General features: G+C 71.0%; 22 protein-coding genes. 10 read left to right on the top strand and 12 right to left on the bottom strand.

Features of this window, described 5'->3' with window-relative positions:
• Positions 1-68: 68 nt before the first annotated feature.
• The 3 genes from AB0L71_RS15570 to AB0L71_RS15560 are packed head-to-tail and all read left to right on the top strand — an operon-like array spanning position 69 to position 3,690.
• Positions 69-593 carry a PadR family transcriptional regulator gene (locus tag AB0L71_RS15570; RefSeq protein ID WP_365242712.1) on the top strand — a complete coding sequence of 175 codons (525 nt, stop codon included), beginning with the start codon at positions 69-71 and terminating at the stop codon, positions 591-593.
• Positions 590-1,276, top strand: coding sequence for an ABC transporter ATP-binding protein (locus tag AB0L71_RS15565; RefSeq protein ID WP_365242710.1), 687 nt, complete (start codon positions 590-592; stop codon positions 1,274-1,276). Before AB0L71_RS15570 ends, AB0L71_RS15565 begins: the two co-directional genes overlap by 4 nt.
• Positions 1,273-3,690: an FtsX-like permease family protein gene (locus AB0L71_RS15560; RefSeq protein ID WP_365242708.1), complete on the top strand. Its 2,418-nt coding sequence runs from the start codon at positions 1,273-1,275 to the stop codon at positions 3,688-3,690. The genes AB0L71_RS15565 and AB0L71_RS15560 overlap by 4 nt, the downstream gene beginning before the upstream one ends.
• Positions 3,691-3,749: 59 nt before the next feature.
• On the opposite strand, the gene AB0L71_RS15555 is transcribed toward AB0L71_RS15560, so the two are convergent.
• A complete protein-coding gene (locus tag AB0L71_RS15555) occupies positions 3,750-4,709 on the bottom strand; it encodes a hydrogen peroxide-inducible genes activator (RefSeq protein ID WP_365242706.1) in 960 nt (319 codons plus the stop codon).
• A gap of 131 nt (positions 4,710-4,840) precedes the next feature.
• Between AB0L71_RS15555 and AB0L71_RS15550 the strand changes: the two genes are divergently transcribed.
• A complete protein-coding gene (locus AB0L71_RS15550) occupies positions 4,841-5,395 on the top strand; it encodes a peroxiredoxin (protein WP_259934020.1) in 555 nt (184 codons plus the stop codon).
• 12 nt (positions 5,396-5,407) lie between these two features.
• Complete coding sequence (locus AB0L71_RS15545; protein ID WP_365242703.1) at positions 5,408-5,941, top strand: alkyl hydroperoxide reductase; 534 nt, start codon at positions 5,408-5,410, stop codon at positions 5,939-5,941.
• A 77-nt stretch (positions 5,942-6,018) separates the two neighbouring features.
• Here AB0L71_RS15545 and AB0L71_RS15540 read toward each other — a convergent pair whose 3' ends face one another.
• A complete protein-coding gene (locus tag AB0L71_RS15540) occupies positions 6,019-7,443 on the bottom strand; it encodes an AI-2E family transporter (protein ID WP_365242701.1) in 1,425 nt (474 codons plus the stop codon).
• Between the two features lie 416 nt (positions 7,444-7,859).
• Between AB0L71_RS15540 and AB0L71_RS15535 the strand changes: the two genes are divergently transcribed.
• A complete protein-coding gene (locus AB0L71_RS15535; RefSeq protein WP_365242699.1) occupies positions 7,860-8,177 on the top strand; it encodes a hypothetical protein in 318 nt (105 codons plus the stop codon).
• Between the two features lie 21 nt (positions 8,178-8,198).
• Here AB0L71_RS15535 and AB0L71_RS15530 read toward each other — a convergent pair whose 3' ends face one another.
• The 4 genes from AB0L71_RS15530 to AB0L71_RS15515 form a co-directional block, all read right to left on the bottom strand.
• Positions 8,199-8,345, bottom strand: coding sequence for a hypothetical protein (locus AB0L71_RS15530; protein WP_365242697.1), 147 nt, complete (start codon positions 8,343-8,345; stop codon positions 8,199-8,201).
• 58 nt (positions 8,346-8,403) lie between these two features.
• The gene (locus tag AB0L71_RS15525; RefSeq protein ID WP_365242695.1) at positions 8,404-9,102 is read right to left on the bottom strand and encodes a lytic transglycosylase domain-containing protein; all 699 of its coding nucleotides are present in this window, start codon (positions 9,100-9,102) and stop codon (positions 8,404-8,406) included.
• Between the two features lie 389 nt (positions 9,103-9,491).
• Positions 9,492-10,814, bottom strand: coding sequence for a PhoH family protein (locus AB0L71_RS15520; RefSeq protein WP_365242693.1), 1,323 nt, complete (start codon positions 10,812-10,814; stop codon positions 9,492-9,494).
• Between the two features lie 349 nt (positions 10,815-11,163).
• Positions 11,164-11,925 carry an isoprenyl transferase gene (locus AB0L71_RS15515; protein ID WP_365242937.1) on the bottom strand — a complete coding sequence of 254 codons (762 nt, stop codon included), beginning with the start codon at positions 11,923-11,925 and terminating at the stop codon, positions 11,164-11,166.
• Between the two features lie 195 nt (positions 11,926-12,120).
• Between AB0L71_RS15515 and mgrA the strand changes: the two genes are divergently transcribed.
• Entirely contained in the window at positions 12,121-13,161 is a 1,041-nt protein-coding gene (gene mgrA / locus AB0L71_RS15510) for an L-glyceraldehyde 3-phosphate reductase (RefSeq protein WP_365242691.1), read from the top strand.
• 242 nt (positions 13,162-13,403) lie between these two features.
• Here the strand turns inward: mgrA and AB0L71_RS15505 are convergent, their stop codons facing one another.
• From AB0L71_RS15505 to AB0L71_RS15490, 4 genes are all read right to left on the bottom strand, one after another.
• Positions 13,404-13,934, bottom strand: a complete 531-nt coding sequence (locus AB0L71_RS15505; protein WP_365242689.1) for a hypothetical protein — start codon at positions 13,932-13,934, stop codon at positions 13,404-13,406.
• A gap of 116 nt (positions 13,935-14,050) precedes the next feature.
• Positions 14,051-14,506: a hypothetical protein gene (locus AB0L71_RS15500; protein ID WP_365242687.1), complete on the bottom strand. Its 456-nt coding sequence runs from the start codon at positions 14,504-14,506 to the stop codon at positions 14,051-14,053.
• A gap of 65 nt (positions 14,507-14,571) precedes the next feature.
• On the bottom strand, positions 14,572-15,375 hold the full coding sequence (locus AB0L71_RS15495; protein ID WP_365242685.1) for a class I SAM-dependent methyltransferase: 804 nt from the start codon (positions 15,373-15,375) through the stop codon (positions 14,572-14,574).
• A gap of 101 nt (positions 15,376-15,476) precedes the next feature.
• Positions 15,477-16,286 carry a prepilin peptidase gene (locus AB0L71_RS15490; RefSeq protein WP_365242683.1) on the bottom strand — a complete coding sequence of 270 codons (810 nt, stop codon included), beginning with the start codon at positions 16,284-16,286 and terminating at the stop codon, positions 15,477-15,479.
• A gap of 105 nt (positions 16,287-16,391) precedes the next feature.
• Between AB0L71_RS15490 and AB0L71_RS15485 the strand changes: the two genes are divergently transcribed.
• Complete coding sequence (locus tag AB0L71_RS15485) at positions 16,392-16,781, top strand: DUF192 domain-containing protein (RefSeq protein ID WP_365242681.1); 390 nt, start codon at positions 16,392-16,394, stop codon at positions 16,779-16,781.
• A 49-nt stretch (positions 16,782-16,830) separates the two neighbouring features.
• On the opposite strand, the gene AB0L71_RS15480 is transcribed toward AB0L71_RS15485, so the two are convergent.
• Together AB0L71_RS15480 and AB0L71_RS15475 are read right to left on the bottom strand one after the other, a co-directional pair.
• Positions 16,831-18,045 (bottom strand): hypothetical protein, encoded by a 1,215-nt coding sequence (locus AB0L71_RS15480; protein WP_365242679.1) that lies wholly within the window; start codon positions 18,043-18,045, stop codon positions 16,831-16,833.
• 52 nt (positions 18,046-18,097) lie between these two features.
• Complete coding sequence (locus AB0L71_RS15475) at positions 18,098-18,694, bottom strand: XRE family transcriptional regulator (RefSeq protein ID WP_365242677.1); 597 nt, start codon at positions 18,692-18,694, stop codon at positions 18,098-18,100.
• Between the two features lie 206 nt (positions 18,695-18,900).
• On the opposite strand from AB0L71_RS15475, the gene AB0L71_RS15470 reads away from it, so the two are divergent.
• Together AB0L71_RS15470 and AB0L71_RS15465 are read left to right on the top strand one after the other, a co-directional pair.
• A complete protein-coding gene (locus AB0L71_RS15470; protein ID WP_365242675.1) occupies positions 18,901-20,049 on the top strand; it encodes a Zn-dependent alcohol dehydrogenase in 1,149 nt (382 codons plus the stop codon).
• On the top strand, positions 20,046-21,476 hold the full coding sequence (locus AB0L71_RS15465) for an APC family permease (protein WP_365242673.1): 1,431 nt from the start codon (positions 20,046-20,048) through the stop codon (positions 21,474-21,476). Before AB0L71_RS15470 ends, AB0L71_RS15465 begins: the two co-directional genes overlap by 4 nt.
• Positions 21,477-21,642: the final 166 nt, after the last annotated feature.

The following is a 21,642-nucleotide window of genomic DNA, read 5'->3' as shown; positions in this document are numbered from 1 at the left end:
GAAGGGCCGAGCGACTCCGCACCCCCGGGTATACACCAGATGTATACACACCGTGTACAGTGCTCCGCATGTCTATCGGCCACACCCTGCTCGGACTCCTGGAGTCCGGCCCGCGCCACGGCTACGACCTCAAGCGCACGTTCGACGAGAAGTTCGGTCACGACCGCCCCCTGCACTACGGCCAGGTCTACTCGACCATGTCCCGGCTCCTGAAGAACGGCCTCGTCGAGGTCGACGGCATCGAGAGCGGCGGCGGCCCCGAGCGCAAGCGGTACGCCATCACCGAGGCGGGCATCACCGATGTCGCCACCTGGCTCACCCAGCCGGAGAAGCCCGAGCCCTACCTCCAGTCGACGCTCTACACCAAGGTCGTGCTGGCCCTGCTCACCGGCCGCAGCGCCGAAGCCCTGCTGGACACCCAGCGCGCCGAGCACCTGCGGCTCATGCGGATCCTCACCGACCGCAAGCGCAAGGGCGACATCGCCGACCAGCTGATCTGCGACCACGCACTCTTCCATCTCGAAGCCGACCTGCGCTGGCTGGAACTGACCGCCGCCCGACTGGACCGACTCGCCGCGGAGGTGACCGGATGACCCCCGCCGGCTCCCTGCTGAGCGCCGAGAGTCTGTACAAGTCGTACGGCGCCACACCGGCGCTCGACGGCGCCTCGTTCTCCATCCACCCCGGCGAGGTCGTCGCCGTCATGGGCCCCTCCGGCTCCGGCAAGTCGACCCTGCTGCACTGCCTCGCCGGAATCGTCGTGCCCGACCAGGGCACCATCACCTACGCCGGCCGCGAGCTCTCCGCGATGCCGGACGCCGAACGCAGCGCCCTGCGCCGCGCCGACTTCGGCTTCGTCTTCCAGTTCGGCCAGCTCGTCCCCGAACTGACCTGCGTGGAGAACGTCGCCCTGCCGCTGCGCCTGAGCGGCGCCCGGCGCAAGGACGCCGAGCGCACCGCCCGCCACTGGATGGAGCGCCTGGAGGTCGAGGACACCGCGGCCAAGCGCCCCGGCGAGGTCTCCGGCGGCCAGGGCCAGCGCGTCGCCGTGGCCCGTGCGCTGGCCTCGTCCCCGAAGGTGATCTTCGCCGACGAGCCGACCGGCGCCCTGGACTCCCTCAACGGCGAGCGGGTCATGGAGCTGCTCACCGAGGCGGCCAGGTCCGAGAACGTCGCCGTCGTCCTGGTGACCCACGAGGCCCGGGTCGCCGCGTACTCCGACCGTGACATCACCGTGCGCGACGGCCGGGTCCGCGACCTGGAGCGCATCGGATGACCCTGCTCGACCACAACGCCCCGGCCGGTGTCCCGGCCGACGCACCGCCCCGGCCTCCCCGGCCCACCCGCGTCCCCGGCCTGCTGCGCGATCTCGGCCTGGGCATCCGGTTCGCCGTCGCCGGCGGACGCGAGGGCTGGATCCGCACCCTGCTGACCGCCGTCGGTGTCGGCCTGGGCGTGGCGCTGCTGCTGACCGCCGCCTCCGTACCGCACCTGCTCGACCAGCGTTCCGCACGCGAGCAGGCCCGCACCGAGACCAAGATCTCCGAATCGCCCGACGCCTCGGCCGAGAAGTCGGACACCTCGGTGCTCCGCATCGACGCGGAGACCGAGTACCGCGGCCGCGTCATCGGCGGCTACCTGATGCGCGCCGACGGCTCCCACCCCGCCGTCCCGCCGGGCGTGGCGCACTTCCCCGGCGCGGGCGAGATGGTGGTCTCCCCCGCCCTGAAGGAACTGCTCGGCTCCTCCGAGGGCAGCCTGCTCAGGGAACGGCTGCCGTACCGGATCACCGGCACGGTCGCCGACGAGGGCCTGATCTCCCCGAACGAGCTGCTCTTCTACGTGGGCAGCGACACCCTGACCCCCGCGAACGGCGGTCACCGGATCGCCGGTTACGGCGATTTTGGTCCGGGCAAGGAGATGCCGCCGATCCTCATCGTGCTGATCATCATGATCTGCGTGGTGCTGCTGGTACCGGTCGCGATCTTCATCGCGACGGCCGTGCGCCTGGGCGGGGACCGCCGCGACCGCAGGCTCGCCGCACTGCGCCTGGTCGGTACGGACATCGGGACGACCCGCCGGATCGCGGCCGGCGAGGCGTTCTTCGGCGCGGTGCTCGGGCTGCTGACCGGCCTGGTGCTCTTCCTGCTGGGGCGCCGGTTCGTGGGCTCCGTCGTGGTGTGGGACGTCAGCGCCTTCCCGTCGGACCTGGTCCCCGATCCCCTGCTGGCCACGCTGATCGCCGTCGCCGTTCCGGTGGCCGCGGTGCTCGTCACGCTGATCGCCCTGCGCTCGGTGGTGATCGAACCGCTCGGCGTCGTACGCAACAGCGGCAGCCGCAGGCGTCGGCTCTGGTGGCGGCTGCTGCTGCCGGTCGCGGGACTGGTGGTGCTGGCGCTGACCGGAAAGGTCGACGAGTTCACCCCGGTCAATCCGTACCCGATCGCGGCCGGCGCCGTACTCGTCCTGGTCGGGCTCGCCCTGCTGCTGCCCTGGCTGGTCGAGGCGTGCGTGAACCGGCTGCACGGAGGCCCGGTGCCCTGGCAGCTCGCCACCCGCAGGCTCCAGCTGAGCAGCGGGGCGGCCTCCCGTGCGGTCAGCGGCATCACGGTCGCGGTGGCGGGCGCGGTGGCCCTGCAGATGCTGTTCGCCGCGATGGGCGACGAGTTCAACCGGATGACGGGGCAGGACCCGAAGCGGGCCCAGTTCTACACGTTCTCCGAGAACGTGACCGGCGAGGCGGCCACCCGGACCATCAAGGAGTTCCGGGCCGTCAAGGGGGTGGAGGCGGTCATCGGCACGGTCGAGTCGTACGCCGTCAAGCCGGGCACCTACGGGGAGGACGAGGTCCAGCCCACCACCTCGCTGACCATCGGCGACTGCCCGACCCTGCGCGAGATCGCCCGGATCGGCTCCTGCGAGGAGGGCGACGTGTTCGTCGTCCACCCCCAGGACAAGGAGATGGCCGACTGGACGGACAAGGCTGCCCGCAAGGGCAAGGTGCTCGAACTCAACTACGCGATGGGATCGGAACCCGGCGAGAAGTCGAAGCTGTGGACCCTGCCCGCCGACACTCCGACCGTCTCCTCCCGACCGGATCCCATGGGTGAGGAGCACTGGGGCGTCATGGCGACGGCCGGCGCGATCGACCCGGCCACCCTGCCGCACGCACAGACCAAGGCGCAGATCCGGGTCGACGAGAGCGTCGAGGACGTCGGCGAGTACGTGCGGAACGCAGCCGCCCGGATCGACCCCGGCATGCGGGTAGCGACCCTCACCTCGGTGGCCCGCGACAGCCAGTACGCGAGTGTGCAGACCGGTCTCCGGGTCGGCGCGACCGCGACCCTGCTGCTGATCGCCGCCGCCATGCTGGTCGCCCAGCTGGAACAACTCCGGGAACGCAGGCGCCTGTTGTCGGTACTGGTCGCCTTCGGCACCCGGCGGACCACGCTCGGCTGGTCGGTGCTCTGGCAGACCGCCGTGCCCGTGGTCATCGGCCTGACGGTGGCCGTCGCGGGCGGCCTCGGGCTGGGTGCGGTGCTGGTCTGGATGATCGACAAGAAGGTCACCGAGTGGTGGTCGTTCGTGCCCCTGATGGGGGCGGGCGCGGCACTCATCCTGCTGGTCACCCTGGTCTCGCTGCCGCCGCTGTGGCGGATGATGCGCCCGGACGGCCTGCGCACGGAGTGACGCGGTCACAGCGTCCGGGGTGCGGCCCTTTCGGGTCGTGCCCCGGCGCGCGGTCCTCGTCACCCGCCCGCCGTCACCCGTACCGGCAACGCCGCCATCGCCCCCCTGAGCGCCGCCGCGAGCTCCTCGAACTCCTCGTGCCGCGCCGCTCCCGTCCGCATCGCCAGCGCCACCCGGCGCGAGGGGGCGGGGTCCGCGAAGTACCCGGTGGCCAGCGCATTGTTACGGCCGGTCTCGACCGTCAGCGCGGTACGCGGCAGCAGCGTCACCCCGAGCCCACCGGCGACCAACTGCACCAGCGTGGAGAGCCCGGCCGCGGTCGTGGTGACCGGCGCGCCCTCGGTACGTCCGGCTTCCCGGCAGATGTCGAGCGCCTGGTCGCGCAGGCAGTGCCCCTCGTCGAGCAACAGCAGCGGCAGCTCGCGCAGCGCCTCGCGCGGGATGTCGATGCGGCCGCCCAGCCAGTGGTCACGCTCCATCACCAGGACGAAGTCCTCGTCGAAGAGCGGGAGTTCGCTCACCCCCGGCACTCCGAGCGGCACCGCGAGCAGCAGCAGGTCCAGCCTCCCGGCAGCCAGCCCCTCCAGCAGCGAGGAGGTCTGTTCCTCGTGCACCTGGAGGTCGAGTTCCGGGTAGAGCTCGTGGACCAGCCGCAGCACGGTCGGCAGCAGATACGGCGCGACGGTCGGGATCACCCCGAGCCTGAGCACTCCGGTGAAGGGCGCCCGGACCGCCTCGGCCTCCTCCATCAGCTCGGCCACGGCCTCCAGCACCACCCGGGCCCGGACCGCGAGCCGCTCCCCGGCCGGCGAGAGCAGCACCTTGCGCGTCGTACGCTCGATGAGCTGGACGCCGAGGACCTCCTCCAGCGCCGACACGGCTCCGGAGAGGGCCGGCTGGCTCATCCCGATGGCTGCCGCGGCGTCCCGGAAGTGCAGATGCTCGGCAACGGCCGCGAAGGCGCGCAGCTGCGACAGACTGGGCTGTTTGGTCCGGTTGCCCTGATTACCCTGCGCCACTGATAGGCACCTCCGATCATCACGACCGAGTGTAGCTATTTCCGCTATCAATGCATTCTGTGCCAAGGTGGGGGCAGTCCAACCCTCAGGAACTCCCCCAAAAGGGAATTCCTACGCTGCAAGGAGAGCCTGTGCTCACTGTCGGTGACAAGTTCCCGGAGTTCGACCTCACTGCCTGTGTCTCGCTGGAGAGCGGCAAGGAGTTCGAGCAGATCAACCACAAGACCTACGAGGGCAAGTGGAAGATCGTCTTCGCGTGGCCGAAGGACTTCACCTTCGTGTGCCCCACCGAGATCGCCGCTTTCGGCAAGCTGAACGAAGAGTTCGCCGACCGTGACGCCCAGATCCTCGGCTTCTCCGGCGACTCCGAGTTCGTGCACCACGCCTGGCGCAAGGACCACCCGGACCTGACCGACCTGCCCTTCCCGATGATGGCCGACTCGAAGCACGAGCTCATGCGTGACCTCGGCATCGAGGGCGAGGACGGCTTCGCCCAGCGCGCCGTCTTCATCGTCGACCAGAACAACGAGATCCAGTTCACGATGGTGACCGCCGGTTCCGTGGGCCGTAACCCCAAGGAGGTCCTCCGGGTCCTGGACGCCCTGCAGACCGACGAGCTGTGCCCCTGCAACTGGACCAAGGGCGAGAACACCCTCGACCCGGTCGCCCTCCTCTCGGGCGAGTGAGCTGACAGAACCATGGCACTCGACGAACTGAAGGCCGCCGTCCCGGACTTCGCCAAGGACCTGAAGCTGAACCTGGGTTCGGTCATCGGGAACAGCGAGCTCCCCCAGCAGCAGCTGTGGGGCACCGTCCTCGCCTGCGCGATCGCCTCGCGCTCGCCGAAGGTGCTCCGCGAGCTGGAGCCGGAGGCGAAGGCCAACCTCTCCGCGGAGGCGTACACCGCCGCGAAGGCCGCCGCCGCCATCATGGCGATGAACAACGTCTTCTACCGGACCCGGCACCTGCTGTCGGACCCCGAGTACGGGACGCTCCGTGCGGGTCTGCGGATGAACGTCATCGGCAAGCCCGGTGTGGAGAAGGTCGACTTCGAACTGTGGTCGCTCGCGGTCTCCGCGATCAACGGCTGCGGCCAGTGCCTCGACTCCCACGAGCAGGTGCTGCGCAAGGCCGGCGTGGAGCGCGAGACCATCCAGGAAGCCGTCAAGATCGCCTCGGTGATCCAGGCGGTCGGCGTGACCCTCGAAGCCGAGGCCGTACTCGCCGAGTAGGACCAGCGGTACCCCTGGTACGAGAGGGGCCCCGTGGACGATCGACCGACCGACCGTCCGTGGGGCCCCTCTTACGTTCACATGGTCTTCCCGCCATCGCCGACCGGGTCGTCACCGAGGTCTATGTGCTCGGGCGGTGATCCCGGAGCGGGCGTCGGCGCGACGTCGACCGCGGTCGCCCCGTGCGGGGGCGGAGCCTGCCGCAGTGCCTCCTCCTGCCCGTACGACCGCAGATAGCCGACCACGGTGTTGGTGACCGCGACCAGCGGTACCGCGACGACCGCGCCGCCGATGCCCGCGATCATGCCGCCCGCGGCCACGGAGAGCACCACGGCGAGCGGATGCACACGTACCGCGCGCCCCAGGATGAACGGCTGCAGCACATGGCCTTCGATCTGCTGCACGGCCAGCACCACCACCAGCACCATCAGCGCGGTGAACACCCCCTCGGTGACGAGTGCGACGACCACCGCGAGTGCTCCGGAGATCACCGCACCGACCAGCGGGATGAACGCGAAGAGGAAGATGAAGACGGCGAGCGGCACCGCCATCGGTACGTGCAGGAACCAGATCCCGAGCCCGATGAAGATCGCGTCGATCAGTGCGACGACGACGGTGCCCCGCACATAGGCGGTCAGGGTCCGCCAGGCGCGCGGCCCGGCACCCGCGACGCCCGGCCGGGCCTGCGCGGGCACCAGCCTCAGCACCCAGTGCCAGATGCGCTTCCCGTCGTACAGCAGGAAGAGCGTCGAGAACATCGCTAGCAGTGCCCCGGTGAGGAACTCCGCCATCACCGTGACGCCCTGCAGTCCGGCGGAGGTTATCTGCTCGGTGTTGGTGCCGATCGTGTCGCTGAGGCTCTTGGCGACATCGTTGATCTGCTGCTCGGTGACATGGAAGGGGCTGTCGAGCAGCCAGTTCTTCAGGTCTTCGATACCCGCCCGCACCTTGTCGGAGAGGGTGTCGAGGTTGTCCATGACCTGCCAGACGACGAACCAGCCGACCAGGCCCATGACGACGAAACCCAGGATCGCCGTTATCGCGGTGGCCAGTCCGCGCGGCAGACCGTGCCGGCGCAGCCGGGCGACGGTCGGCTGCAGCAGAGCGGTGACGAGCAGCGCGGCGGCGAAGGCCAGAACCACCAGTTGCACGGCGCTGATGACCCGCATCAGCACCCAGAGGGTGCCCGCCAGGACGAGCAGCCGCCAGCCCGCTTCGGCCGCGACGCGCATGCCCCAGGGGATCACCGCGACCGGATCGGGCCGGGCCGCCACCGCGGGGGCGTACGCGGGAGGAGGCGGCACCCGGCCGGCCGCGGCGCCGGGGCTGCTCGCCTCGGCAGATATGTCCCCTGCGGGTGCGACGGCGAGTTCCGGCGGTTCGATCGGCGCGGCGTCGACCCCCTCGGCCCCTTCCGCCTCGGCCCTGCGCTGTTCCAGCCGCTCGCCGAGTTCGGCCAGTTCGATGCCCAGGCGGCCGAGCCACCCCGGAAGTCTCGACATGATCGCTCTTCCCCCCTCTTCTCTCCCCGCCGCTCCCTCGACCAGCCGTACGACCGTACACGCGCGAAGCCCCTGACCGAAGGACGAACGCCGTTGACGAGTCGCGGGCGGGCGCGGCGACGGGATTTCGGCTCTGTGCGCCCGTGGCGGGCAGCTGCCCGTCACGGGCGGCTCGGCGGCCGCGTGGGCTCCACCGGAACATCCACGTCCGAACCACCCGCCGACACCGCCCTGTTGGAACAGAGACCGGTACGGACCGGTGATCGCGTACGGCGGGCAGGACCGCTTCACCTGCTGTTCCCGAGGGGCCTAACATGCCCTGACCGACGCGCAGTCGGCGCCGAGCCCGCAGGAAACCCCGCGGGCGGCAGCCCTGCCTGAAACCCGTTCCAGGCTCCACCGAGAGAGGGTGAACCGTGACGTTCTACTGGGTCTGGATCGCGGCGTACACGGCGGTCCTGCTTCCACTCGCCATCGCGTCACTGCGCGGATGGTCACCCCGCTGGGTCGGCGACAGGAGCGTCCGAGCCGCCAGAGCACGCGGGGTGGCCGCATGCGCGATCTATGCGAGCGGCCTCGCTCCGGCGGTCATGGGACTGGCGGGCGTGCCCGATGACGGAATGCTCGCGCTCCGGATCGCAGCCGGACCGTGCCTCTTGCTCGGGGCCCTCGCCCTGGTGGCGAGGACGTCGGCCGCCGTCCGTCGCGCGCGTCGTACCGCCGCCAAGGACTGAGCCGCTCAGCCGCTCCGGGTCTCAGGCGAATCGGATGTCGCGCGAGGCGGCGGAGGCCGCGGCGAACGCCAGGAGCCGGCCGCGCTCCCCTGTGCCCCGGCACGACAACATGGTGGCGCCCAGCACTCCGCCCCGCTGGATCACATCCAGCGGGGCGGAGTCGGCCAACAGCGTCCGAAGGACGGTGCAGGCTCAGAAAAACGGGGACCTGAACCGGAAGCCGGTTCTAGTACCAGCTGTTGGCCTGCCAGAAGGACCAGGCGCCGCACGGGCTGCCGTAACGGCCGTCCATGTAGCTGAGGCCCCACTTGATCTGGGTGGCCGGGTTGGTCTGCCAGTCGGCGCCGGCGGAGGCCATCTTCGAGCCGGGCAGTGCCTGGACGAGGCCATAGGCGCCGGAAGACGCGTTGGTCGCCCGGTAGTTCCAGCTGGACTCGTGGTTCACGATGTTGCTGAAGCACTGGAACTGGTCGGCAGGCACCATCTGACGTGCCATCGCCTGGACCTCGGCCACGGTGTACGAACTCTGCGTGGCGAACGTGGCAGCGCTGCGGACCTCGGAACGGCTGGCGCGCTCGGCGGCCTTCTTGGCCTCACGCTCCTGCTTCAGCTTGTCCTCGGCCGCCTGCTTCTTCGTCTTGGCGTCCTTGGCGGCCTGGATGCGGGCCGATTCCTCGGCGGACTTCTTCGCCGCCGCGTCGGCCGCGGATGCCTGGGCGTCGGCCTGCTGCGTCAGCGAGGCGGTCTGCACCTGGGCCTGCTGGCCCGCGGGGATGTCGGCGAGAAGCGTCGTGTCGGCTGCAGTCGCCTCGAAGTTGTCGTCGGCAGCGGGAGTGCTGCCCGAGGCGACGCCTACGACGGCGCCGACGGTGGTGACCGCAGTGGCTGATGCCACGGCGAACCCCCGGACCGAGATCCGGCTCACACGGTGTCCTTCCAGCAGCGCCCGCTTAGGTGACCTCGCGGACGCAATCGTGCCCCTGACACTGGCCTCCCTACTGCTTGGGTCACGGGAGGCGCGGGCCCGGTGGGCAACTCCCCGGAGGAAGTGCCGCGTGGTACTCGCGGGCGGCATACGGCCGACGGTTGTTGAGTTGTGTGGTGCGTGGCACCTCGGGAGGTGCGGGTGTGCCGTATGCGGGGCCTGACGGAAGCAAGACTCTGCCGGAACGGCACGCCGGGAAGCAATTCCCGGTTGCGTGGGAAAGCTCACACCACGTTTGGAGCAGATGTTTTGCGAAGGTGCCGCCACAACACGGCGCCGCCCGGCTAAGCTTCTTCGCTCGCCGGGCGGCACTACGGTCACATTCCGGTTCAGATGTGCCCGTCCTCCAACATTTCGGTCACCAGTGCGGCGATCCGCGAACGCTCGGAGCGGGTGAGCGTGACATGCGCGAAGAGCGGATGACCCTTCAGCTTCTCGATCACGGCGACGACTCCGTCGTACCGGCCGACCCTGAGGTTGTCCCGCTGGGCCACGTCATGCGTGAGCACCACCCGGGAATTCGCCCCGATCCGGGACAACACGGTCAGAAGGACGTTCCGTTCCAGTGACTGCGCCTCGTCGACGATCACGAAGGCGTCATGGAGCGAGCGGCCCCGGATATGGGTGAGCGGCAGGATCTCCAGCATGCCGCGCCCCAGCACCTCCTCGATCACCTCGCGTCCGGCGACCGCGGAGAGCGTGTCGAAGACGGCCTGCGCCCAGGGGCTCATCTTCTCGGCCTCGGTGCCGGGGAGGTAGCCCAGCTCCTGCCCGCCGACCGCGTACAGCGGGCGGAAGACCATCACCTTCCGGTGCTGCCGGCGCTCCAGGACGGCTTCGAGCCCGGCGCAGAGTGCCAGCGCCGACTTTCCCGTGCCGGCCCTGCCGCCCAGCGACACGATGCCGACCTCCTGGTCGAGCAGGAGGTCGAGCGCGATGCGCTGCTCGGCGCTGCGGCCGCGGATGCCGAAGACCTCCCGGTCACCGCGGACCAGCCGGACATTGCCCTCGCCGGTGACCCGGCCGAGCGCCTTGCCGCGCTCGGACTGGAGGACCAGTCCGGTGTGCACGGGCAGATCGGCGGCCTCGGGGACATACAGGGTCTCCTCGCTGTAGAGCAGATCCACCTGTTCGGCGGCGAGGGGCAGTTCGGACATGCCCGTCCAGCCGGAGTCGGTGATGGCGAGTTCGGCGCGGTACTCCTCGGCGAGGAGCCCGACCGAGGAGGCCTTGATCCGCAGCGGCAGGTCCTTGGAGACGACCGTGACGTCGTACCCCTCGGCCTGGAGGTTGCGGGCGACCGCGAGGATCCGTGAGTCGTTGTCACCCAACCGGTAGCCGGCGGGCAGCACTCCGGGGTCGGAGTGGTTGAGCTCGACGCGCAGGGTCCCGCCCAGATCGCCGAGCGGGAGCGGGGCATCCAGCCGGCCGTAGCGGGTCCGGAAATCGTCCAGCAGGCGCAGCGCCTTCCGGGCGAAGTACCCCAGCTCCGGGTGGTGCCGTTTGGCCTCGAGTTCCGTGACCACGACGATCGGGAGCACGACTTCGTGCTCGTCGAACCGGGCCAGGGCGTTCGGATCGGCCAGCAGGACGCTGGTGTCGAGAACGTAGGTGCGCCTGTCGGACAAGCGGCGCTTTGTGCTGGTCACCACGGAAGGACGTACCCCCTCGGACGAGGTTGGGGTGCGACGGCGTCGCGGAGCATCCCAATGGGAGAGGACGGACCGGGCTGCGGCCCCGATGCACGGGCCGAGCACCGGCCCTCCGCGTCGGCCGCACTGTGTGTACGGTCCTTCGGGTGCAAAGGGCCTCCCGGGCGAGCGGACTGATGCCGCTCACTTGGACAGGGCGTCCACCTGGCTGGAGATCGGACGCCGACCTGCCAGGGGTATTCCCTCGAACACGCGAAGCCATGCCGTTCCGCACCGGACGGTGGAATGGAAGTGACTCCCCGGGCACTGGGCCGAACGGGTCAGGAGCGCCGCCGCGGCGGCGGCGGGATCAGCCGCCGAAGCGGCGGTGGCGGGCCGCGTAGTCGCGCAGGGCCCGCAGGAAGTCGACGCGGCGGAAGGCCGGCCAGAAGACCTCGCAGAAGTAGTACTCGGAGTGCGCGCTCTGCCAGAGCATGAACCCGGACAGCCGCTGCTCACCGCTGGTACGGATCACCAGGTCGGGGTCGGGCTGGCCACGGGTGTAGAGGTGCTCGGAGATCAGGTCGGTGGAGACGATCTCCGCCAGGTCCTCGAAGGACGTCCCCTTGGCGGAGTGTTCCAGCAGCAACGAGCGGACCGCGTCGGCGATCTCCTGGCGCCCGCCGTAACCGACAGCGACATTGACCAGTATCCCGTCGACGTCGGCCGTGGCCTGCTCGGCCTCCTTGAGGACGGTCTGGGTGCCGGCGGGCAGCAGGTCCAGCGTGCCGACGTGGTGGACCCGCCAGCGCCCGTCCGCCGCGAGGTCGCGCACGGTGTTCTCGATGATGCGCAGGAGCGGGGTCAGCTCGGCCTCGGGCCGGTCGAAGTTGTCCGTGGAGAGCAGCCAGAGCGTGACGACTTCCACATCGGCCTCACTGCACCAGCCGAGCAGTTCCTGGATCTTGTCCGCACCGGCCTGGTGCCCCTGCGCGGCCGTGCCGCCGGACGCTCGCGCCCAGCGGCGGTTGCCGTCGAGGATGACGCCGATGTGCTTGGGCCCCTGGGTGTGGTCGAGGCGGGCCTCCACCCGGCGGGCGTAGAGCCCGTACACCAGGTCGCGCAAGTTCACTGAGTTCACCTCTCGGTTCCGTGCGGGGCCGCCCGCCCCGATGCAGGGGTCCGGGGCGTTCCTGGGAATCACCGCACTACTCCGCAGAGTCCATCGCCCCGCCGCGCCGTGGCAGTCCCTGAGTCGCCACATTACTGCTCAGGCGGCGCAGCGGCCCAACCCGGCCTGTCACAAGTCCGTGATAAGGAGGGAAACGTGACTGATTCTCCTCTTCTCTACCGGGCAGCCGGTTCGCGCTACGACTCCATGGAGTACCGCCGCAGCGGCCGTAGCGGTCTCAAGCTCCCGGCCGTCTCCCTCGGCCTCTGGCACAACTTCGGCGACGACCGCACCCTGGATTCCCAGCGGGCGATCCTGCGCCGCGCCTTCGATCTCGGTGTGACCCATTTCGACCTGGCGAACAACTACGGCCCGCCGCCCGGTTCCGCCGAGCTCAACTTCGGCACGATGCTCCGCCAGGACTTCGCTCCCTACCGGGACGAGCTGGTCATCTCCACCAAGGCCGGCTACGACATGCACCCGGGCCCGTACGGCGAATGGGGTTCCCGCAAGTACCTGCTGTCGTCGCTGGACGCGTCGCTGCGGCGGATGGGGCTCGACTACGTCGACATCTTCTACTCCCACCGCTTCGACCCGGACACCCCGCTGGAGGAGACGATGGGGGCGCTGGCCTCCGCCGTCCAGCAGGGCAAGGCCCTGTACGTGGGGGTGTCCTCCTACAACTCGGAGCAGACCGCCGAGGCCGCCCGGCTGCTCAGGGAGATGGGCGTACCGGCCCTGATCCACCAGCCGTCCTACTCGATGATCAACCGCTGGATCGAGGACGACGGGCTGCTGGACACCCTGGAGACGGCCGGGATGGGCTGCATCTCCTTCGTGCCGCTCGCCCAGGGCCTGCTCACGAACAAGTACCTGACCGGCATTCCGGAGGGTTCGCGTGCCACCCAGGGCAAGTCCCTGGACCCGGGGCTGCTCTCCGAGGAAGTGCTGCGCCGGCTCAACGGGCTGAACGACATCGCCCGGCGGCGCGGCCAGTCACTCGCCCAGCTGGCACTCACCTGGGTGCTGCGGGACAGCCGTATGACCTCGGCGCTGATAGGCGCGTCCAGCGTGCGGCAGCTGGAGGAGAACGTCGCCGCGCTCTCCGGGGCGCCGCTGTCGGCCGAGGAGCTCCACGAGATCGACACCTTCGCGGTGGACACCGCGGGCGCGAACATCTGGGCCGGACGGGGCTGACCCGGGCCGCGGCGCCGCTCACGGAGCGGGTCCGCGGAGGTTCGCGGGGAGGGCTTCGGGGGTCATGGGCTCCGCTCGGCGGGCCCATGAAAAAACGGGCCGGTCCGTGGGGGGGGATACGGACCGGCCCGAGGGGGGGTTTCCACCATAACCCTTCGTAAGGGGTGCTGGATGCCACGCCACTCGAAAATTACTCTCCGAATTCACGATGCTGCGCTGCGGACGCGAAATGAGCCTCGGTCTCAGTGGCCGCCGGCCGGCTTCACGCACCCGGTTCCTTCCAGGTACCTGCCGTGCGCCTCGGCCGTGACGAGCCCGCTGCCCGTGTCGTCCAGGGCCCCGTCCACACAGATCGCACCGATGTCGACCACGAAGGTGACGATCTTGTTGGGTGGGCCGTAGGTCCAGGTGGAGACGGCCTCGCGGGGGTATCCGAGACCGGTGAGCGCCTTGAGGAGCCGGGGCTCGGTGATTCCGCGCCGCTCCGCGATCCCGGCCAGGCCCGCCTTGATCTTCTTCACTTCCTGGTCGCCCTTGGCACGGTCGGCCGCGGACAGTTCGACGGGGAGCTGGAAGGCGTGGTTCTCCCGGTACTTCGCCGCCCCCTCGGGGAGGCCCTGATCGCCGTAGGGGGAGGCGCCCGCGGTGCGGCCACTCCCCGGGGCGCCGGACCCGGAGCCGCCCGACCGTTCCGTGCCGCAGCCGGCCAGGGCGGCGAGGAGGAGCGCCAGGGCGGCGGCGGAAGCCTTCGCTGTACGTCTCACCGAGGTCATGCGCCGAGTATCGGACGGGGCCCGCCGCGAGGGACGGCTGGTTTCCACATCGTGACCACCCGCCCTGCGGCCGTGGCCCCGGACCCGTGTCCGTGCCTGTGTCTGTCCGCGCGGTGCTAGGCGGTCGCCGGTCCGCCCCGGTGGCCGCGGGTGAAGCGGATCGTCACGGTGTCGCCGCCGCCGACCGTGAAGCGTCCGCCCGCGCACCGGATGACGGCCTCATACATCTCGCCGTGCTCGTTTCCGCACTCCTCGGTGCTGATGACGGTCCAGCCGCCGTCGGGGGGAAACGGCAGGTTCGACAGCGGGGCGAACTCCCACTGCCCCGACGGTACGCACCAGTCGGGCAGCGCGGGCCAGGCGCCGGGGCCCACGTGCAGGGTCCCGTCAGAGGCGCAGGTCAGGAGCACCGACTGGCTGTCGTCCAGCAGGAATTCGACGGCTTCCGGCTCCCCCACCTGCCCCTCCGGCCGGTAGAAGACTCCGAGTACCCCGATGATCCGCGCACCGCTGAGCCAGTCGGCCTTCCCCTCCCGGGCGCGCGGTGCTTCCTGTTCGTTCCCCACGTCCATGGCCGGTTCCCTCCCATGCGCTCCCGTCCAGGGTCGCACCTTTCGGACGGAAGTGGCGGAGTCGGCTACTCCGTTCTCCGCAGGCCGGGCTTCCGGGCCTCGATCAGGAATCGGGTGCTGTGGGCGACGAACGGCCCATCGGTCTCGATGAGGTGGTGCAGCCCGGCGAGTTGGGGCCGGTACGCATCGACGGTGAAGCCCGGCACCATCCAGATCACCTTCCGCAGGAAGTAGACGACGGCGCCGATGTCGAAGAACTCGATACGCAGTGTCTCCCTCCGCAGATCGACTACTTCGAGGCCGGCGGCCTCGGCTGCGACCCGCGCCTTCTCCGGGTCGCGGGCGTCGCGCGCCTGCGGCGCCTGTGGACCGAGGAAGTACTCGACGAGTTCGAAAACACTGGCCGGACCGACCTGTTGGGAGAAGTAGGTCCCCCCGGGCGTGAGCACCCGCGCGATCTCCGTCCACCAGGTGGTCACCGGATGCCGGCTGACCACCAGGTCGAACGCCTTGTCACCGAACGGCAGCGGCGGCTCGTCCGCATCGGCGACCACCACCGCGCCGAGCGGGTGCAGAAGGGCGGTGGCACGGGCGATGTTCGGCGGCCAGGACTCGGTGGCGACGGTGAGCGGTGCCGGCTTCGGTACGGAGGCCAGGACCTCGCCGCCGCCGGTCTGGATGTCGAGTGCGGCCCTGGCCCGTCCCATCCGGTCCGCCATGGCGCGGGCGTAGCCCCAGGAGGGGCGCTGCTCGGTGGCCCGGCCGTCGAGCCAGGAGAAGTCCCAACCGTCGACGGAGACCGCGTCGGCCTCCGCGACGAGGGCGTCGAACCGGGCCTGTTCCGCCGCTGCTCCGGGTGTGCCTGCCATGCGGGAAGGGTGGCAGCCGAGGCATGCGCGCCGCGACCGGTTTACGCCCGGCGCGGGCGGCAGGCCTCGCCGGTACCGGCGGCAGGTACGTCGGGCAGGGGTCAGGCGGCAAGGGCCCCGAGGAGGATGCCCAGCAGGGCGCCGGTGAGCATGAACGGTCCGAAGGGGATGCCGGTCTTGCGGCCGGCCCGCCTCAGGACCATCAGGACCAGTCCGTACACCGCTCCGAGCAGGAACCCGGCGAAGCCCCCGGCGAACACCACGCCCCAGCCGTACCAGCCGAGGGCCGCCCCCAGGGACAGGGCGAGCTTGACGTCCCCGAAGCCCATGCCGCTCGGGTTGATGAGGTAGAGCAGGTAGTAGAAGGCACCGAGCCCCGCTCCGCCGAGCAGGGCGGAGCGCCAGGATCCGCCGTGCTCCGGGAGCAGCGCCGCGACGCCCAGGAGGACGGCGGCCGCCGCCGCGGCGGGGAGGGTCAGCCGGTCGGGCAGGCGGTGGACGCGCCGGTCGATGGTCGCGAGGAGCACGCCGACGGGGGCCAGCAGCAGCCAGACCGCGAGCTCGGGTCTGAGTCCGGTGGCCGCGGCGAGCACGACGCAGGCAAGCGCGGTGACGACGGGGACGAGGGCCCCGGGGGCGTAGCGCGCTGGATACTGCCCGGCGTCCTCGCCTCCGTCGCCGCGGTCGGTCGGCCCGGTGCGTACGGCCCTGGGCACCGGCGCCGCCGCGCACATGGCGCATCGGGTCGAGCCGAGCCAGCCACGGGCTGCGCCGGTGAGGGCGTGGCCCGCGGGGCAGGTGTCCCGCCAGGGCTCGTCCGGTTCGACGGAGAACCGGTAGGCGGCGCGCGGGATGAGTGACCCGGACGCGGCGCCCCAGAGCGCGGCGAGCACGATCAGCGTGACGTACACACAGCAGACCCTAGGCGGGTGGCGGGCGTGGGGACATGGGCCCTGGGGCCCACTGCGTGGCGTTCCGGACCCAGCCGCCGCCGTCGGGGCACTAACGTCACGGCCATGAGTCAATGGCGCAATGGGAATGGGACGTTGACGGTCACTGGTCCGCAGGGAGGGGAGGAGGCGGAGATACCGCTGCGGATCGCGGCCACGTACCGGACGCGGAGCCGCGGGCTGCTCGGGCAGGACGGGATCGACGGCGCGCTGCTGATCACCCCGTGCGGGAGTGTGCACACCTTCGGGATGCGGTTCACCATCGATGTGGCGTACCTGGACCGGAAGTTCAACGTGGTCGCCGTCCGCACGATGAAGCCGGGCCGGCTCGGGATGCCGCGGCTGCGGGCCCGACATGTGGTCGAGTCGGAGGCCGGGGCGATGGAGAAGTGGGGGCTGCGGCCGGGGGCACGCGTGCGGATCGCCCCTCAGGAGGGTGGCGGGAGGCGGCGGTGAGCCTCCCGGGGTGCACGCCACCGCCCGGGCGCGGTTGGGGTGTTGGCGGCTACGGCGGGCCGGAGCCCAGCAGCGTCCATGCCCCGTAGGCCGCCGAGGCCACCGCTAGTACGGCGACGATCGTGACCGTGCGGGCCGTGGAGCGCAGCCGCAGCAGCGCGGTGGCGGGCGGCAGCAGAAGCGGGAACGCGGGCATCATCAGCCGGGGCCTGGACCCGAAGTAGCCGGAGCCGATCAGGGCGATGACGACGACGGCGATGCAGTACGTGAGGACGGGGAGCGGCTGGCGCTGCCGTACGCAGAGGAACACCGCCCCGGCCAGGCCGGCGAGTGCGAGGCCCAGTCCGAGCGCGGCGGGCCAGGGCAGTTGGAGGATGAACGAGGCGAGCGCCACGCCTCCGTCGATGCTGTTGCCCCACTGGGCCTGGACGTCGAAGTAGGCGAACGGGCTGCCCTCGTGCACGGCGACGAACACCACGTAGGCGAGCCAGCCGAGCGGTGCGAGTGCGGCGCCGGTCAGCATCCGGGCATTGCGGCGGACGAGGTCCGTGCGGCCGGCCCGGTGCTCCCGTACGAGGGTGACCGCGGCGGTGATCGCGAGGGCGGCGATGAGCGCCGCAGCGGAGGGCCGGGTGAGCCCGGCGAGGGTGCACAGGGTGCCCGCCACGATCCAGCGCCGGGTCAGCACCGCGTACAGCGACCAGGCGGCGCAGGCGGTGAAGAGTGTCTCGGTGTACGCCATCGACTGGACGAACGCCGTCGGGTACACGCCCCACAGCGCGGCCAGCACCACTCCGGTCCGGCGCCCGTGCAGATGTGCCCCGACGGCGAAGATCCCCCAGGCGGCGAAGAGCGCGGCGGTCCAGGAGACCAGCAGTCCGGCGCCCGCGAGGGAGAGCGGGGTCAGCTCCGCGATGCCGCGTTCCAGCGCGGGCAGCAGGGGGAAGAAGGCCAGGTCGGAGTGGATGCCGCCGTCGGGGAGGCGGACGGTGTGACCGTAGCCGTTCTCGGCGATCCGCTGGTACCAGACGGAGTCCCAGCGTTCGCCGAGGAGGTGGAAGGCGCTCTTCCCGGCGCCCGCCGTGGCCGCGGCGAGGACGAGGAGGCCGATCAGGCGCACAGCCGCGTACGCCCCGAGGGCCGGTGCCGCCGCGGCGAGGGCCGTGGCGAGACGGCCGCGGGCGTGGGGCTGCGGCGGTGGCCGGTGGTCGTGTGGGGGCACCGGCCGGGCGAGCGTCGCGGCGGCCGGGTCGTCGTCGGGCATGCCGACGATTATCCCCGCCGCGACTGCCTCGCCGGTCAGGGGTGAGGTCGCCTCACGAGCCGGGCTGCGGCCGGAGCTTGGTGCGGGTGAGCGGCAGGGCGGGGGCGATCGACCAGAGGACCTCGGCCTCGTCCTCGCCGGGGTTGTCCCAGGCGTGTGCGGCGCGGGCGGAGAAGGTCGTCGAGTCCCCGGCCTCCAGGAACCGGGGCTCGCCGTCCACGCTGAGCCGGAGCGTGCCGCGGACCAGATAGGCGAAGACGGTCTCGGCCTCCAGGCTGTACGCGCCGCCCGAACCGCCGCCGGGCCGCAGGATCGTCCGCATGACCTGGACGTGCCGTTCCTCGGCGGGGGTGAGCAGGAACTCCTCGATGCCGTGTCCGCCCATCTCCAGCTTGGCGCCCCGGCCGCCCTTGACGACGTCCTGGTCCGGGTAGTCGAAGAGCGCGGCGATGCCGGTGCCCAGCGCCTCGCAGATCCGGATCAGGGTCGGGACGGAGACCGAGGTCTTGCCGCGCTCGGCGAGGCTGACGAACCCCTTGGTCACGCCCGCGGATTCGGCGACCTGGGCGAGTGTCAGCCCCTGGGCCAGGCGGAGCTCACGCAGCCGCGGACCGATCGTGGACATGTGGCTGTCAGGGGCTTCGGACATGGCGGCCACGCTACCGGTCGAGGAAGTCATGGGCAGTGCCCGGGGAGAAGTGCAGGTCACAAAAGCCTTTACCCATCGAGTTTAGTGCTGTAAAACTCTGACGAAAGTTTAATGGCGCTAAACAAGGCGTCGAGCAGGGCCTTCGGTGACCCCCGCGCTGCCCGCTCCCCTCCCCGCCCCTCCCGCACCACCCGAGGAGTGAGCCCATGAGCTCCCCGTCACCCCACGAGAACACCGCACGCACGGTGCGCGGCGTCGTCTTCCGCTCCCCGGAGCAGGAGGTGACCCTCACCGACGTCACCCTGGCCCCGCCCGGTCCCGGAGAGGTGGAGGTCGCCGTCACCGCGGCCGGCGTCTGCCACTCCGACCTGCACGTCATCCGCGGCGAGTGGGACCACCCCACCCCAGTCGTGCTGGGACACGAGGGCTCCGGCGTGGTCACCGCGCTCGGTGAGGGCGTCACCGGCCTCGAAGCCGGCGACCACGTCGTGCTGTCCTGGGTGCCGTCCTGCGGCGCCTGCCGCTTCTGCCTCGCCGGACGCCCGGCCGCGTGCAGCCTGGTCGCCGAGGTCGTGGCCCCCGGCGGCGTGCTGTACGACGGAACCAGCCGGCTCTCGGTCGACGGCGAGCGCGCCCACCACTACCTGGGTGTCTCCTCGTTCGCCGAGCGTGTCGTCGTACCCGCCTCCGGTGCGATCAAGGTCCGCAAGGACGCGCCTCTCGATGTGATCGCCCTGGTCGGCTGCGCCATCGCCACCGGTGTCGGCGCGGTCCGCAACACCGCGGGCGTCGAGGCCGGGGCCACCGTCGCCGTCATCGGCTGCGGCGGGGTGGGCCTGTCCTGTGTCCAGGGCGCCCGGCTGGCGCAGGCCGGCCGCATCGTCGCCGTCGACGTCGTCCCCGAGAAGCTGGAGCTGGCCCGCCGGCTCGGCGCGACGGACACCGTGGACGCGCGTGACGGTGATGTCGTCGAGGCGCTGCGGACCCTGGTCCCGGAGGGCCTCGACTACGTCTTCGACGCCATCGGCAAGATCGAGACCACCGAGCAGTCCATCGCGGCGCTCGGCCAGGGCGGCGCCGCCGTCATCGTCGGTCTGCCGCCCACCGGCCGCACCGCGCGCTTCGACCCCCTCGCGCTCGCCGAGGCGGACCAGCGCATTCTCGGCTCCAACTACGGCTCGGTGGACGCCGCCCGGGACATCCCGGCCCTGGTGGACCTCGTGGTGTCGGGCGAACTCGACGTGGAATCGATGATCTCGGCGCGGCGTCCGCTGGACGAGGCGGGCGCGGCGCTGGCGGACCTCGCCGCCGGGCACGCCCTGCGTCAACTGCTGATGATGGAGGACCGGACATGAGCACCGACGCACAGCAGGCCGCGCCCGGGCAGCCGGCCGACGGGCTGGCGCACCGCTCCGTCTCGACCTTCGAGGTCGGTGCGCAGAGCGTCGCGAACGTCGCGCCCAGCGCCGTCATCGCGTTCGCCCCCGCCAGCATGGCGGCGTCCGCGGGCAACGGCGCCTGGTTCTCGTTCTTCCTGGCCATGGCCGCCGTCCTGGCCATCGCGTACTGCATCTGCGTCTTCGCCCGCAGGCGCGCCGGCGTCGGTTCGCTGTACGCCTTCTCGCGGCTCTCGCTCGGGGCGTCGGGCTCCTTCGTGACCGGCTGGGCCCTGCTCATCGGCGCGGTGTGCATCGGCTCGGGTTCGCTGGCGGGCGCCGGGTACTACACGGCGCGTGCCCTGGACCAGATCGGTATCGGGATCTTCACCGGTGTCACCGGGCAGATCCTGCTCGACCTGTTGCTGGCCGCCGTCGCGATGCGGCTGACGATCGCCAGTGTGCGCACGGCTGCCCGGGTCGCCTCCGTGCTGGAGGTCGTCTCGATCGTGCTGATCGTCGTGGTGCTGCTCCCCGCCTTCTTCAAAAGCGGGAACATCATCGACACCGATCAGCTGAGCCTGAGCGGTTCCACCCTCGACGGTGTCGTCTTCGCCGTGGTGCTGGGTGTGCTCGGTTTCGTCGGTTTCGAGGGCGCCGCCTCGCTCGGGGCCGAGGCCACCGACCCGTACAAGGCAATCCCCCGCTCGGTGATGGGCAGTGCGGTGCTGGCCGGGGTGCTCTACATGTTCGCGACGTACGCGCAGGTCGCCGGGTTCGGCGGGGCGGACGCCCTGGGCAGGAGCTCCGACCCGATGGACGAACTGGCGGAGATGTCCGGTCTCGGCTTCCTGAAGTTCTTCCTGCACGCGGGCTTCGCGGCATCGTTCGTGGCCGTGGTGATGGCCTGCATCACCGTCGCCGCCCGGCTGCTGTTCGGGATGGCGAACGAGGGCGTCATGCCGGCCCGGCTCGGTGTCGCCCACCCCCGCCACCGGACCCCGTCCGTGGCGATCTGGACCGTCGCCCCGTTCGTGGCGCTGCCCGCGGTGTTCGTGGTCGGTGCCGGGACCGCACCGCTGAACGCGACGTCGTACATCGACACCATCGGCGTCTTCGGCTACATGCTCAGCTACACCCTGGTGTGCCTGGCCGCGCCGCTGTTCGTACGCCGGATCGGGGCCCGCGGGCTGATGGTCACCTGGACGCTGGGGCTGATCGGCGCCGCCGCGATGGTCTACGTCTTCTACCGCAACCTGTGGCCCGTCCCGGCCTCGCCGCTGAACGTGCTGCCGTACGTGTTCGTCGGCGCACTGGTCGTCGGTGTCGCCGGCTTCGCGGTACTGCGGGTCCGGAGGCCGGAAGTCGCCGAACGTGCGGGCACGTTCGCGGACGACCTGGACTGACCTGGACTGACCCGCGCCACTCCTCCCCCGGTGCCCGGCCCGGTCCGCTCCCCCGCGCGGACCGGGCCGGGCACCGTTCGTCGTTGGGCCCGACTTTGGGGCCAAGGGCCCAGGTCAGTCGGTTCGTACCGCCGTACGCTCACGACCGCACCCGGAAGTGGAACTC

It is taken from the genome of Streptomyces sp. NPDC052052 (genome assembly GCF_040680455.1).
In the GTDB taxonomy this organism is placed as follows: domain Bacteria; phylum Actinomycetota; class Actinomycetes; order Streptomycetales; family Streptomycetaceae; genus Streptomyces.
This window is presented reverse-complemented; position numbering and strand designations above follow the sequence as displayed.

What these genes read in the sequence shown, in the direction of transcription:
- AB0L71_RS15570 (WP_365242712.1), top strand. Translation starts at nt 69, where the DNA reads ATGTCTATCGGCCACACCCTGCTCGGACTCCTGGAGTCCGGCCCGCGC.
- AB0L71_RS15565 (WP_365242710.1), top strand. Translation starts at nt 590, where the DNA reads ATGACCCCCGCCGGCTCCCTGCTGAGCGCCGAGAGTCTGTACAAGTCG.
- AB0L71_RS15560 (WP_365242708.1), top strand. Translation starts at nt 1,273, where the DNA reads ATGACCCTGCTCGACCACAACGCCCCGGCCGGTGTCCCGGCCGACGCA.
- AB0L71_RS15545 (WP_365242703.1), top strand. Translation starts at nt 5,408, where the DNA reads ATGGCACTCGACGAACTGAAGGCCGCCGTCCCGGACTTCGCCAAGGAC.
- AB0L71_RS15540 (WP_365242701.1), bottom strand. Translation starts at nt 7,443, where the DNA reads ATGTCGAGACTTCCGGGGTGGCTCGGCCGCCTGGGCATCGAACTGGCC.
- AB0L71_RS15505 (WP_365242689.1), bottom strand. Translation starts at nt 13,934, where the DNA reads ATGACCTCGGTGAGACGTACAGCGAAGGCTTCCGCCGCCGCCCTGGCG.
- AB0L71_RS15500 (WP_365242687.1), bottom strand. Translation starts at nt 14,506, where the DNA reads ATGGACGTGGGGAACGAACAGGAAGCACCGCGCGCCCGGGAGGGGAAG.
- AB0L71_RS15495 (WP_365242685.1), bottom strand. Translation starts at nt 15,375, where the DNA reads ATGGCAGGCACACCCGGAGCAGCGGCGGAACAGGCCCGGTTCGACGCC.
- AB0L71_RS15485 (WP_365242681.1), top strand. Translation starts at nt 16,392, where the DNA reads ATGAGTCAATGGCGCAATGGGAATGGGACGTTGACGGTCACTGGTCCG.
- AB0L71_RS15480 (WP_365242679.1), bottom strand. Translation starts at nt 18,045, where the DNA reads ATGCCCGACGACGACCCGGCCGCCGCGACGCTCGCCCGGCCGGTGCCC.
- AB0L71_RS15475 (WP_365242677.1), bottom strand. Translation starts at nt 18,694, where the DNA reads ATGTCCGAAGCCCCTGACAGCCACATGTCCACGATCGGTCCGCGGCTG.
- AB0L71_RS15470 (WP_365242675.1), top strand. Translation starts at nt 18,901, where the DNA reads ATGAGCTCCCCGTCACCCCACGAGAACACCGCACGCACGGTGCGCGGC.
- AB0L71_RS15465 (WP_365242673.1), top strand. Translation starts at nt 20,046, where the DNA reads ATGAGCACCGACGCACAGCAGGCCGCGCCCGGGCAGCCGGCCGACGGG.